The sequence below is a fragment of the Rhizobium sp. KNZ14-9A genome (genome assembly GCF_056755015.1).
On record NZ_JBPGXB010000001.1, the window covers coordinates 304,524 to 317,571 of the forward strand.

General features: G+C 60.7%; 13 protein-coding genes. 1 reads left to right on the forward strand and 12 read right to left on the reverse strand.

The features are described 5' to 3' along the window. The 11 genes from ACR9ZQ_RS01560 to ACR9ZQ_RS01610 all read right to left on the reverse strand — a co-directional run bounded on the left by ACR9ZQ_RS01560 (position 1) and on the right by ACR9ZQ_RS01610 (position 10,947). The gene (locus ACR9ZQ_RS01560) at positions 1 to 870 is read right to left on the reverse strand and encodes an NmrA family NAD(P)-binding protein (protein WP_481426672.1); all 870 of its coding nucleotides are present in this window, start codon (positions 868 to 870) and stop codon (positions 1 to 3) included. Positions 871 to 872: 2 nt separating this feature from the next. Continuing rightward, the gene (locus ACR9ZQ_RS01565; RefSeq protein ID WP_113319479.1) at positions 873 to 1,577 is read right to left on the reverse strand and encodes a ribonuclease activity regulator RraA; all 705 of its coding nucleotides are present in this window, start codon (positions 1,575 to 1,577) and stop codon (positions 873 to 875) included. A gap of 81 nt (positions 1,578 to 1,658) precedes the next feature. Then, positions 1,659 to 3,200 carry an aldehyde dehydrogenase family protein gene (locus ACR9ZQ_RS01570; protein ID WP_481426673.1) on the reverse strand — a complete coding sequence of 514 codons (1,542 nt, stop codon included), beginning with the start codon at positions 3,198 to 3,200 and terminating at the stop codon, positions 1,659 to 1,661. Positions 3,201 to 3,257: 57 nt separating this feature from the next. Then, positions 3,258 to 3,800 carry a flavin reductase family protein gene (locus ACR9ZQ_RS01575; RefSeq protein ID WP_113319481.1) on the reverse strand — a complete coding sequence of 181 codons (543 nt, stop codon included), beginning with the start codon at positions 3,798 to 3,800 and terminating at the stop codon, positions 3,258 to 3,260. Continuing rightward, positions 3,797 to 5,266, reverse strand: a complete 1,470-nt coding sequence (locus tag ACR9ZQ_RS01580; protein WP_481426674.1) for a 4-hydroxyphenylacetate 3-hydroxylase family protein — start codon at positions 5,264 to 5,266, stop codon at positions 3,797 to 3,799. Before ACR9ZQ_RS01580 ends, ACR9ZQ_RS01575 begins: the two co-directional genes overlap by 4 nt. A gap of 160 nt (positions 5,267 to 5,426) precedes the next feature. After that, complete coding sequence (locus ACR9ZQ_RS01585) at positions 5,427 to 5,804, reverse strand: hypothetical protein (protein WP_481426675.1); 378 nt, start codon at positions 5,802 to 5,804, stop codon at positions 5,427 to 5,429. Positions 5,805 to 5,822: 18 nt separating this feature from the next. Beyond that, complete coding sequence (locus tag ACR9ZQ_RS01590; RefSeq protein WP_162747884.1) at positions 5,823 to 6,836, reverse strand: ABC transporter permease; 1,014 nt, start codon at positions 6,834 to 6,836, stop codon at positions 5,823 to 5,825. Between the two features lie 94 nt (positions 6,837 to 6,930). Next, a complete protein-coding gene (locus ACR9ZQ_RS01595; RefSeq protein ID WP_481426676.1) occupies positions 6,931 to 8,490 on the reverse strand; it encodes a sugar ABC transporter ATP-binding protein in 1,560 nt (519 codons plus the stop codon). Between the two features lie 93 nt (positions 8,491 to 8,583). Beyond that, a complete protein-coding gene (locus ACR9ZQ_RS01600) occupies positions 8,584 to 9,171 on the reverse strand; it encodes a carboxymuconolactone decarboxylase family protein (protein ID WP_113319485.1) in 588 nt (195 codons plus the stop codon). Between the two features lie 18 nt (positions 9,172 to 9,189). After that, positions 9,190 to 9,777 carry a carboxymuconolactone decarboxylase family protein gene (locus tag ACR9ZQ_RS01605; RefSeq protein WP_481408023.1) on the reverse strand — a complete coding sequence of 196 codons (588 nt, stop codon included), beginning with the start codon at positions 9,775 to 9,777 and terminating at the stop codon, positions 9,190 to 9,192. 78 nt (positions 9,778 to 9,855) lie between these two features. Continuing rightward, positions 9,856 to 10,947, reverse strand: coding sequence for a TMAO reductase system protein TorT (locus tag ACR9ZQ_RS01610; protein WP_481426677.1), 1,092 nt, complete (start codon positions 10,945 to 10,947; stop codon positions 9,856 to 9,858). A 103-nt stretch (positions 10,948 to 11,050) separates the two neighbouring features. Here ACR9ZQ_RS01610 and ACR9ZQ_RS01615 point away from each other — a divergent pair, with 103 nt between their 5' ends. Continuing rightward, a complete protein-coding gene (locus ACR9ZQ_RS01615) occupies positions 11,051 to 12,472 on the forward strand; it encodes a GMC oxidoreductase (protein WP_481426678.1) in 1,422 nt (473 codons plus the stop codon). Between the two features lie 288 nt (positions 12,473 to 12,760). Here ACR9ZQ_RS01615 and ACR9ZQ_RS01620 read toward each other — a convergent pair whose 3' ends face one another. Next, positions 12,761 to 13,048: a DUF1330 domain-containing protein gene (locus tag ACR9ZQ_RS01620; RefSeq protein ID WP_481426679.1), complete on the reverse strand. Its 288-nt coding sequence runs from the start codon at positions 13,046 to 13,048 to the stop codon at positions 12,761 to 12,763.

The following is a 13,048-nucleotide window of genomic DNA, read 5'->3' on the forward strand; positions in this document are numbered from 1 at the left end:
TCACAAATGGTCGGCAACGAACGCTTTTGCAGCCGTTGCCATGGTGGTCGCCCCGCGACGCGGCTCGCCACCCTCGAAGCGGATAGTACCGTTGTTGAAACCGTCGAACATCTCGATGAAGGCCTCGACAGTGCGCGGGCTCATGCCACCGCCTGCGAAGATCCCGGCCCAGGCCTCGCGCGGCACCGCGAGCGCTTTGACGTCTGTTCCGAGCGCTGCGGCAATGACGGCGGCGGCCGTGTCCGGTGAGGTGTTGGTGGGACCAGCAAGCTCCACGATCCGACGGCCGATCCAGGTTTCCTGCATTAACCTGGCCGCGAGCGCGCCGATATCGGCAACGCAGACCATTGGCACGGCTTTGGTAAGCGGCGACAGCATGCCAGGCAGAACACCATCGGCGCGGGCAGGGGCCAGCACGTGCCCCCAGTTTTCAAAGAAATAGCCCGGGCGAAGGAACGTCACCGGCTTTGCGAGGTCGCCGAGGCGTTTCTCGAGGATGTGATTGGTACGGATGATGCCGTTACCAGCCGGCAGATGAGCCGAAATCGACGACAGCACCACGACCCTCGCGACATCAGAACCGAGAATGGCGCGCGCAAAAACATCGGCACGGCGCTCGGCCATATCAAAGGGATTTTCGGCGCCGTAGGCCGGCGGGTTGAGCAGATAGGCTGATGTTGCGCCATTCAGTGCCGCTGCCAGTGCATCAGCATTGTCGATATCTGCGACGGCGACCTCTGCCCCCTTGTCCGCCCAGACCTTGCCCTTCCCCGCATCCCTGACAATGACGCGCAAAGGAAGCTTCTGTGCAAGGAGCGCGCGTGCCGTGGCCGCCCCTGTCTGTCCGGAAACGCCCGCGACTGCATACATGCTCAATTCCTGTTCTTCTTCCAGAGTTCGTATTCGGCCCTGCTTTCGTCGGTTGCCGGAAACAGGCCGTAAATGGAGCGCCCTTCAGCAATCTTATGCTCGGCGAATTCTTCATATTCGACGGTTGATAGGGCCTCGACCGCGATCTCATCGACCAGATGTGCCGGGATCACCACCACGCCTTCTGTATCACCCACCACGATATCGCCGGGATAGACGGCAACGCCTGCGCAGCCGATCGGCAGATTGAGATCCGCAGGGTGCAGCGTAATCGGCGTGGCCGGCGATGCCGTCTGGCGCTGATAGGCGGGCAAACCCGTGCGCATGATGCCCGGCAGGTCGCGGTACCCGCCGTCCGTCACGATGCCCGCGCAGCCCCGCGCCTTCAGGCGGCCAATCAGCAGATCGCCGGCAGAGGCGGCGCGCGTATCGCCATGGCTGTCCACCACCAGCACGAACCCCTCCGGACATTCTTCCATCGCGCGGCGCTGGACATGGGTTTCCAGCTGATAGTTCGCCATGGTGTCGAGGTCTTCGCGCGAGGGTATGAACCGTAGCGTAAACGCAGGGCCGACCATGTTCGGCAGGCCCGGTGTAACGGGCGCCACACCATGCAGAAACTGGTTTCGCAAACCGCGCCGCAGCAGGCAGTTGGTGAGCGTCGAGACATTCACCTTGCCGAGCCGCGCCCGCGTGACCGGATCCATCGCTCCCACCGGACAATCCTTTTTCAACATATCACTCTTGAGAAATGGACCGGCGATGCACCATCAACCGGCCCTATGGCATCAGCTTTCGAGAAGTGCGCGCCACGGGGTCTCGTCACCCCAGTTGATGGCCACGCTCTGGCGGCGCATATAGGCCTTCCAGCTTTCCGAGCCGCTGGCGCGGCCGCCTCCGGTTTCCTTTTCGCCACCGAAGGCAGCACCGATATCGGCGCCGGTGGTGCCCATGTTCACCTTGGCGATGCCGCAATCGCTGCCCTTGGCCGAGAGGAACGCCTCGATATTGCGGATATTGGTGCTCTGGATGCCGGAGGCGAGACCCTGCGGCACGCTGTTGTGCAGCTCCAGCGCTTCATCGAAGCTGTCATATTCGATGATATAGAGGATGGGCGCGAAGGTCTCATGCTGGACACAGGGCCAGTCGTTTTTCGCCATGATGATGGTCGGCTCGACATAATAGCCGGGGCCCGGCATGACGTTGCCGCCATAGACCACCTCGCCCCCAAGCGCCCTGGCGTCGGCGATGGCTTTTTCGAATTCGGCAACGGCCGGTTTGTCGATCAGCGGGCCGATGAGGTTGCCCGGCACGAAGGGGTCGCCGAGCTTGACCTTGGCGTAGGCTTTCTTCAAGCCTTCGACGACCTCCTTGGTCCGCGATTTGTGGACGATCAGCCGGCGTGTGCTGGTGCAGCGCTGCCCGGTGGTGCCGAGCGCGCCGAAGGTGATGGCGGCGATGCAGAGATCGAGCTCCGCGCTTTCGTCGACGATGCAGCCGTTGTTGCCGGAGCATTCCATCAAGTGGCGGCGACCGAGATCCTCGGCGAGAATTTTCGAGACGTGGCGACCGATCTTGCTCGATCCCGTGAACGAGACCAGCGAGACGCGCTTGTCGCGCACCAGCTCTTCCGAGATGCTTTCATCGCCCGGAATGACCAGCGAGAAAACGCCTTCGTAGCCGAGTTCCGACATAGCCTGATTGCAAAGGTGCTGGATGGCGATGGCGGGCAAGGCGACCTTGGGGCTCGGCTTCCAGACCACGGTGTTACCGCAGACCGCGGCAACCAATGCATTCCACGACCATGGAGCGGCCGGGAAGTTATAGGCGGTGATGATGCCGACGACGCCGAGCGGCAGCCACTGATCGTACATGCGGTGCTCGTTGCGCTGCGACTGCATGGTGAAGCCGTAGAGCATACGCGACTGGCCGACGGCGAACTTGGCCATATCGACCATTTCGCCGATCTCGCCTTTGCCTTCGGTGATCGACTTGCCGGTTTCGAGCGCCAGCAATGCGCCTAGTGCATCCTTATGCTGTGCAAGCAGTTCGCCGATGCGGCCAATCAACTCGCCGCGCTTGGGTGCAGGCACCATGCGCCAGGTCTTGAAGGTTTCGGCGGCCGTATCGATCGCCTTTTTCATGTCGGCCGATGTGGCGGGCGAAATGCAGGCGATCGGCTGCTCGGTCGATGGATTGATGGACGCGAATGCCTTTGCTGGATCGATGGAAGACCAGCCGTTTGGGCCGCTGCAGGCGCCTGGGTTGACGTCCTTCAGCCCGAGCGAGGCGAGGATTTCGGCGGATTTCGGATGGATCTGAATATTCATCACTAAACTCTTTCAGTTGTGTAGGGGCGCGGGCAGCTTTGCGGGATGCAGCACGCTTTACGCGTCGCTGCGCACCGTCGTGAAATTGCCGTTGGAATAAAGCAGCGGCTCGCCTTCGGGGCCGAAGCAGACATGCTTGATCTCCCCGATGATGACGCCATGCGACGGCGTAACGAAAATCTCGTCGACGACGCAGTCGAAAGCGACCAGCGCATCGGCGAGAACCGGAGCACCGGAGTGCGGCGAGACCCATTCGGCATCGGAGAACCGCTTTTCCGGCCCGATATCGGTCATGTTGGCAAAGCGCCGCGCCAGTTCCAAATGCCGGTAGGCCAGCACGTTGATGCCCATGCGACGGGATTGCAGGATGTACTCGAAGGTCTTGCCGACGACGTTGACGCAGGCCAGAAGTCGGGGCGGCTGTCCCGACAGCGAGCAGACCGCGGTGGCGGTCAATCCGTGCAACCGCCCGTCATGGGCCGTCGTCACCAGGTTGACCGCCCCGGTCAACCTTCGCATTCCCTGCCGGAAATGTTCGATATCGACGGGAAAGCCGGGCGGCGAATTGTCGATCGGCAGGGAGGGCGACGGGGAGGTCATTCCGCGGCAACTCCCTTGGTATCTGCGCGCGAATAGCTGCCCAGCAGTTCATCCACCATGCCGGTCGCCCCGCTCCAGTCGAACGCGCCGAAGACACGCATCAGCGCCGCGAAATGCGGGCCGTTGTAGAACATCTCATACTGCGTGTGGCGCGAGCCGAACTCGGAGCCCAGCGCATCCCAGGCAAGCTTCATCACCTTGACGCGGTCTTCGGGGCTTGCAATCGACGAATACTGTGTCTTGCCGATCAGTTTTGCCATTTCCGAATTGTCGAAATCCTCGACGCCCGATGGCAGCATGATCACGCCGCCCCCCGCAAGTTTGCGGATGGAGTTGATGAAGGTCGGATAAAGTTCCTGGCTATAGGCCTGCGTCGTGTAGACCTGAAGCTGGCGCGGAAAGAAGAAGCCGTTGCGCTCGGCCGGATCGTGGATCAGCGAACGGAACATGCCGTCGATCACCATGGCCTGCGAGGCGAGATTGCCGAGTGATTCCTGAATGGCGGGGAAGTTGATGACGCCGGTGGTCTCCGCCATGCGGCGCGCGAGACCGGCAAGGAACTTGAGCTTGACGGTGTAGCGCGCCTGGCTTTGGGTGTTCATCAGGATTTCGGCGGCAGTGGCGTGGAACTGCGCCCGGCACATCGAGGTCTTCTTGTAGATGAAGACGCGTTCCCACGGCACTTTCACGTCGTCGAAGTAGATGACGGCGTCGTTCTCGTCGAAGCGGGCGGCCAGCGGATTGTCGAATTCTGAATGGGCCGACTGCTCATAGGATTTGCGCGACAGGATTTTGATGCCCTTGGCGGCCAGCGGCATGGCGAAGGACAGGGCATAGATATCATCTATGCCTTCCTTCAGCGGGTTCTGCACGCCGACCAGCACTTCTTCGGCGAGCGGCGCCGATGTGCCCAGCATCTTTGCGCCGCGAACGGTGATGCCTTCGGCATCCTCGTCGACCACGCCGAGGCTATGATACTTGTCGTCATGCTCGCCAGCGAGCTTCGAGCGGTCGCCCTGCGGATTGACGATTGTGTAGGTCATCGCCAGATCGCGGTCGCGCGCATATTCGTAATAGCCGCGCAGCGCATCGGCGCGCTTCTTGTCGTAGTCCTCGAACACGTCGATATGGGTGATCATGCCGGTAATGGCGGCGGGAACATGGTCTGGCGACCGGCCGAGCCAGCCATAGCTCTGCTCTGCCCAGGCTTGCGCGGCCAGACCGCGCTTGATCAGCTTTTCGCGTGTATCGGGCAGTTCCCACGAGCGGTTGACCTGCTGGCCGGTCGGCGTGGTGAAGGTCATCTGCTCCTGGTTGGCTGCCTGATAATCGTACAGCGACGCGGCAGACCGCACCGCGTTGCGGAACGCGGGATGGTCCACATGGTCCTTGATCAGCTCGCCATTGATGAAAATCTCGCGGCCGTCCCGCAGACTCTGGATGTAGTCGGTTCCCTTGCGCGACATGGTTTATGCCTTTCCCTCTGTTTATTTTCGCGACCTGACGGCCACCTGAATTGAAATCATCTTATGATATTTCAGACGTATTTCAATACTGCGAAACTGTCTTTTTTGAGGCGCCGGACGATTGTCCGGCGCGAGAGCTTTCTGCTTGGGTAACATGCCGTCAGAGAGTGCCTGCGGCGAGGCCCAGAATACCGCCCGCAAGCGCGATATGCTCGACCAGGAAAAACTTATGCATCACCACTTCGCCCGGATCCTCGTAGGTCCAGTAGCGATGGAACAGCGCGTCGGAGGCGAAGGTGAAGACGATCAGCAGCGCCGCTCCGATCCAGGCGGTAGGCGTGTAAAGCAGAAGCAGGCTGCCCAGAAACGAGATAGCGATGCCTGCGGCAAACAGCAGCTTGCCCGGTCCGCCGAGCCCGATGCGCTGGAACTCGGCATAGTGATGGCCGCGCGCGGCGATATTGAACTGCACCGACCAGAGAAAATAGAATGCCACACCGATGCGGCCGGCGAGATTGAGAAGTTCGGGCGTCGTCATTGGGTCCCTCTTGATGGTTTACCGTGCGATCATCTTGGTGCGCAGCTGGTCGGCGACCAATGCGAGGATCAGAATTGCGCCAAGGATAATCTGCTGCACGTAGGATTCGACGCGGATCAGGTTCATGCCGTTGGTGAGGATAGTGATGAAGACGGCGCCCAGAAGCACGTCGCGCACCTTTCCCGTGCCGCCGAACAGCGAGACCCCGGCGATGACGCAGGCCGCGACACTTTGCAGGCCGTAGCTCTGGCCGTTCAGCGCTTCCCCCGAGCCGGTGCGGGCAAGGAACAGTACGCCGGTGATCGCCGCCATCAGGCTGGATAGCAGATAGGCGAAGATGAGCTGGCCGCGGGTGTTGATGCCGGACAGCTGTGCTGCCCGGATGTTGGAGCCGACAGCGTAGAAATAACGGCCGATGGTGGTGCGGTTGAGCAGCAGCCACATCAGCACGAACAGCGACAGCGTCACCAGCACGGCGGGTGCCAGCCCGAGAATACGGCCATAGCCAAGCACGCGCATGAAATCATCGGGGATCTGCGTCACCGGCAGGCCGGTCGTCATGCTGAGCGCAATGCCGACGAGGCTGGTCATGGTGCCGAGCGTCATCATAAAGGGGGGAACGTTGAGATAGGCGATGCCGATGCCGTTCACGAGGCCGACCGCCATTCCGGCCAGCAGGCCGCCCGATACGGCAAGCGTAATCGCCACGCCCATGGCATCGGGATGCGCAAGAAGCACCGCCTTCAGGATGAGACCCGTGACCACACCCGCAAAGCCGACCACGGCGCCCACTGAAAGATCGAGACCCGCCGTCAGCAGCACCACGGCTTGTCCCATGGCGATGATGATCAGAAACGTGGACTGGCGCGCCACGTTGAACATGTTGATCGAGGAGAGGAAGCGCTCTTCGCGCAGAGCGAAGAACAGAATTGCGCCGACGAGCAGGAAGGGCAGGATGCCCAGATGCACGAAGGCTGCTTTCAGCAATCCGTTTGATGGCTTGGGAGCGCCGGTTTCGGAAACGGTGGCCATGGTAAACCCTTTCTGCTCTGCCGCACGTCTCGCCGCGATAAGTCGATGGGCAAGCTCATGCGAAAGTCTTGGATGGGCGGACGCCCGATGAAGTTCATGCGGCATTGCGGGTGCCAAAGAAGCCGTGCAAAACGCGCCCCTCGGAAATGTCGGCCTTGTCCATCTGATCGACGATCTCGCCATTGCGCACGACGAACAGACGGTGGCTGAGGTTCAGCACTTCGGGGAGATCCGAACTGACGATCACGACCGCAGCGCCTGCTTCCGCCAGTTGCTTGATCACACCATAGACTTCCACGCGCGCCGACACGTCGATGCCGACGGTGGGTTCGTCGAACAGGAAGATGCGCGTATCGCGCGCCATCGCCTTGGCGATCATGATCTTCTGCTGGTTTCCGCCGGAATATTTGATGACGAATTTGTCCAGTTCGAGCGGACGCACGCGCAGGCGCTCGCCCAGCGTCTTTGCGAATTTGCGTTCCTTGCGGATCTTCAGCCAGCCGAAGCGCGACAGGAGGGATTGCCCGACCGTAGACAGGGTGAGGTTTTCGCAGGTCGGACGCAACAGCATCAGCCCCTCGTTGCGGCGGTCGGAGGTGATGTAGGCCAGGCCTCGGTCGAGCATTCCGCGCGGCGATGGGGCCGAGACAGTATCGCCCTGCACCTGCACGACGCCCTCGCTGATCGGCTCCAGGCCGAAAACGGCGCGAATGATGTCCGATTTGCCGCAGCCGACCAGACCGGCAATGCCGACGACTTCGCCGGCGCGGGCAAGCAGGGTCGCGTCGCGGATCTGGCCGTTCCGCGTCGTGAGGCCGACAATGTTGAGAAGGTCTTCGCCGGGCTCGTGCGCAATATCAGGGAAGAACTGCTCGAAGGATCGGCCCGTCATCAGTTCCACCAGCGTCGACTGGCTCGTTGACTTCACATCTACCGTCTTGACGAAGCGGCCGTCGCGCATGACCGTGACGCGGTCGCCGATGACCTCGATCTCCTTCATGCGGTGGGTGATGTAGATGATGCCGACACCCTTAGCGCGCAGGGCGCGCACCAGTTCGAACATCGATTCCGTTTCCTTCTGGGAGAGCGAAGCGGTCGGCTCGTCGAGGATCAAGACGCGCGGTTCGGTCAGCAGCGCCTTGGTCATCTCGACCATCTGCTGGCAGGCGCGCGAGAGTGTGGCGACGATAGCGGTCGGCGGTATATCGAAGCCGAATTCGCGCAGCGCCTTCGCGACACGGGCGCGGCGTTCGCCCACTTTCAGAAAAATGGAAGAGCACGGCTCCGCACCAAGAAAAATGTTTTCTTCGACGGTCAGTTGCGGCGCGAGACTGAATTCCTGGAACATGGCCGCCACGCCATTCTTTCGCGCATCGTGCACATCGCGAAAATGCACCGGCTGGCCATCGAGCGTCAGCGATCCTTCATCGGGCTGCAGCGCGCCGCAGATGATGTTGATGAGGGTAGATTTGCCCGCGCCGTTTTCGCCGAACAGCACATGAACCTCACCCGGCTTGAGGGCAAAGGTCATCTTGCTGAGCGCCTGCACGGCTCCGAAGCGCTTCGATACGCCGGTCGCCTGAAGCAGTGGGCGGTCGCCATCGGCCGGATAGACGTCAGCCGTTGCCGCGTCGTTGATATGAGACGTCGTCACTGATTACTCCCAAGTTTTTATCCGCCTGCCAAGGCGGGGGCACACCGGCGTTCCCTTTTTTTCTTACCGGTGCTCATCTGGCGGGAATACGGTCTATCCGTGCTTCCCTAAAGTCCAGCCTACCGGCTGTAGATTGTCCTGCGCATACCGCCTCGGCTTGTCTTCGAGGCGGGTGGCCATCGTATCGTTCCAGCGATTGAGAAAGGCATGCCATGCAATCAGACCAACGATGAGCAGGATCGTCCCGTCGTCGAAATGGCGCTCCATGTCCCGCATGTCGGCATCCGTCACTTCGCCCGGCATTCGGGCCGCATGGCGACAGAGCCGCAGCACCGCCCGTTCGCCGTCGGAATAGAAAGGTGCCGTCTCGTAGTCGTGGACGGACAGCAGCTTCTCGCGGGCAAGACCCAGCTGTTCGGCGCCGAAGGCCAGATGGGCAGCGCTATACATCGCACCTGAAAACAGGCTGAACGCAAAACCCGTCAGGCGGCGCAGCGGCTGCGGCAGACGGTCATCATACCACAGCGCATCGGCGCATTTACCCATCGCATCCAGCAGAGCGGGATGGCGCCCGAGCGTCAGGAAGCTGTTCGGCACATAGCCGTGATCCCTGCCGATGGCACCGATCACGCCTTTGAAATCCGGCATATCCTGAGGTGTCAGGGGCTCTACGCGCGCCATCGGGCTGTTCCTGTTCCGTTATTCCTGGTCGAGATGCCAGCCGAGCGGCCCGAGATTTTCGGACGCCCATTTGAATGGGATATCCTCCAGCCGGGTCTTGGCGATCTCGTTCCACTTGTTGAGGAAGGCCATGAAGCAGATCATGCCGACGATGAAGGTGACGATGGATTCGCTATAGTGCTGCTTCAGATCCTCGACATCCTTGTCCGTCACCTCGCCCGGGATGCGGGCAGCATGGCGGCAGAGACGGAGCACGGCGCGCTCGGCATCGGTATAGACCGGCGATGTCTCGTAATCGAAGATGTTCATGATTTTCTCGCGCGCAAGGCCGAGTTCCTCGGCGCCGCAAGCGCAGTGTGCCGAACTGTAATACGAGCCTGCATAATGGCTATAGGCGAACGTCACCAGCCGTCGCAGCGGCTCGTCAACCGTCGCCGGATACCAAATGGCGTCCGATAGGGCGCCAACGGCATTCAGGATTCCCGGGTCGCGCGCCATGGTGAAGAAGCTGTTCGGCACATAGCCGATGGAATCCACCATACCCTTGAAGATCGGTTCGTATTCCGAAAGATCTTCACGCTTCAAAGGTCCGATACGCGGCGCCATCTTTTGTCTCCTGCTGTTTCCTCAATGCGGGCCGGGAAGGCCGATCCGAAGACCGCCCTTCCCGTGGGAGGATTTCGATCAATCGACGGAAAGCTGAACTTTCCAGTCGGAAGGCGCAAAGTTTGCGGCAGGAACGTCGGCGACATTGCTCTTGTCAACCAGCGTCACGGCCGGGATGGCGTCGGTGTATTCAGCCTTGTTTTCAAGCAGACGGATTGTCATGTCGACGGCCATTTTGTTGATCATGATAGAGTTTTCAACGACAACACCGGCAACCTCGCCGTTTTCAATGGGCTTGATCAGATCAGGGGTGATGAAACTGCCGTAAAGGCCGATTTCACCGACGCGACCCTGCTCCCGCAGGGAATTGAGAACCGCTTCGATCGCTGTGCCGATGCCGACGATGTAGTTGACGTTGGGATAGGTCACCAGGCCGTCCTCGACCAGCGGCTGCTGCTCCAGACGGCTCGATCCGCCATACATTGTCTTCTCGGACGCCACGTCGGAGCCCTTGATGGCTTCAAGATAACCCTTGGCAGTATCTTCCGACCAGGACACGCCGGCCGGGCCCGGTAGAACGAGAGAGGTCTGCTTGCCGGAGCCCGCCGGATGCTTGGCGGCCAGAGCCTCGCCGATGATCTTGCCCACTTCGATATAGGTCACCACGGCTCGGCCATCGACCGGGCCGTCGATGCCGACATTGACATCCACCACCTTGATGCCCTTGGCGCGGGCTTCGGCAATCTTCTGATTGAAGGCGGTCGGCGAAACCGCCATGATCATAATGGCGTTGGCGCCGAGCGTCACGCAATCGTCGAACTGGGCCAGCTGCTTGTCGAGGTTTCCATAGCCGCCGGCATCGAAAACGGTGAGCTTGGCTCCGAGGCGCTTGGTCTCTTCGACAGTGCCGTAGAGATAAGAGCGCAGAATTTCATTCGTGGTGTGCGGCGCGAGGAAGCAAAGGTTCCATTTCTTTGTCACTTCGCTCGAATCAAGCGACTTATAATCGACCTTCTTGGCCGTGAAGGGTAGCTTTGCGCTGTCTCGCAGCTGGCCCATCGCCAGAACCGGGAAAGTCCAGCTGTCGGCGGCATTTGCTGACGTGAATGATGAGAAGATTGCCGTGGCACAAACAAGGGTGGCGGCGAGTGCGTTCAAGCAGGTTTTCATTTTTTTCTCCCTCTGGATCATGAGGTCCCACATTGACAATCATGATATTTGACTGAAATATCAGAGCAACATCAGCCTGTCAATAACGAGTGGAGAACAGCAAGTGACCAAAACAATTTATGCCGATGTCGTGATCGCCGGCTCAGGCGCCGGCGCGTCCGCGGTGGGCGGCGAACTGGCGGCGGCCGGCCTCAATGTGGTCGTGCTGGAGGCAGGACCACAGCGCTTTTCGCCGCTTGGAACCCATGTGCGCAATGTCTATAGCTCCGAGGCCGATCTGTCCGTCGTCGGAGATGTTATCTATGGAGAAATGCTGACCTATCCGAGCGGCGAGGCGGAGCCCGTCAGCCAGATCCGGGATCTGCGCGTGAGCCACGCGACGGGCGGAATGTTCGCCTTATGGATGGGCAATTGCCCGAGACCAGATCGCGGCGAACTGCCAGCATGGATGGATACGGCGGACTGGGAACCCTACTTTGCCCGCGCGTCCAGCCTCATGCATATCGACCTCAATGGCGGCGGTCAGGGCGCGATGTTCGAAACGCTGCTCGACCGCGTCAAGCGCACGATCGGTGCGCGGCCGCAGGGCCGTGACGTCAAGCCGATGCCCGTGGCCGCGCGGCGTGTGGACGGCCGGTTCAAGATCTGCGCGTCCGACGATCTGTTCTTCCGCGATGCGCCCGTGCCCGACACTATCACTGTCATGCCGGATTGCATCGTCCAGGAGGTTCTGTCGGACGGTCACCGCGCGACGGGCCTTCGCGCGGTGGATCGCACGAACCGGTCCGAAATCATCGAGGTCTATGCCGATACGGTGGTGATTGCCGGCGGCACGGTGGGATCACCGAAGATTCTGGCGGCATCCGCCATCGAGGCCGGTCCGGCGCTCGGACGCTACATTCACGAACATGCCTGTATCGGATCGCGCGTCACTTTGAAGGAGGAGATCCGGCATCTCATTCGTGATGATGAGCCGGTCTATTCGATCTGGGTGCCGTTCTGCGAGGGCAAGCCGTGGCAGAACCAGCTTTGCCGTTTCACGCTGAGTTCGGATGGCGGTCGGCTGGCCCCCGGCATCCGCGAGGTCGACACCTCGGATATCTTCACCTTCGTCGCCATCGACGTGGTGCCGGAAAACCGCTTCGTGTTCGACCCGGAGCGCAAGGATCCCTTCGGCCTGCCGCATGTCACGGCGCAATACGCCTTCACCCGAGCCGACCGGGTCCGTATCGGACAAGCATTGGCCGAGCATTTCGTCATCGCTTCGGATGTCGGCGAAATGGAGCCGGGCTGGACGCCGAGCCTCTATGCCGCCGGCGGATCGACCCATTTCATGGGATCCTGCCGAATGGGACCAGAAAACGACGGAACCTCGGTCGTGGATCGGTACGGCAAGGTGTGGGGATACGACAACCTATTTGTCGCGGACAATTCCGTGATCGAAACGTCCAACGCCGGAAATCCGACTTTCATGATGGTATCGCAGGCCCTGCGCACCGCAGACCGGATTCTCGGCCGGGTCTGAACCTTGCAGGAGATGGCCCGCAAGATTGGCCATCTCCTACAGCTGACAAAGCCCGTTTATAACAATGCTCTCCACGTTATCCGTCATGCCGGGCTTGCTCGGCATCCAGCAGCGTCGCGTCTGCGACGCGGATAAGTCTTTTGCGATCAAGCGTGATCGCACCGGACCCCAGCTCAAGGCGGGAAAGGAGCAATGGGAGACGTATTTCTCCTCAAATTAGTCTTGAGGACACGTGTCAGCAGCCGGAAGATGGCCCGGTCCTACGGGCCACCTTCCGATCGCGAGAGATCAGTATTCTTCCATCACGATGAAATCGAAATCGCCGGCTTCGTTGCGCAGCGGCCAGATCGCCTTGTAGGCGTCGCTGTTGTACCAGGCTTCGGCAGAGGCGACGTCCGGGAACTTGAAAATTGCCGTGCGCTTGTGCCTGTGCTTGCCCGTCAGTACCGCCTTGACCTCGCCGACGGAGATGAACTCGCCGCCGTAATGGGCGACGATCGGACCGGAGCGGTCCACATATTCCCGCATCTTGTCGGGATTTTTCAGGGTGCCGTGGGCAATGAAATAAGCTGCCAT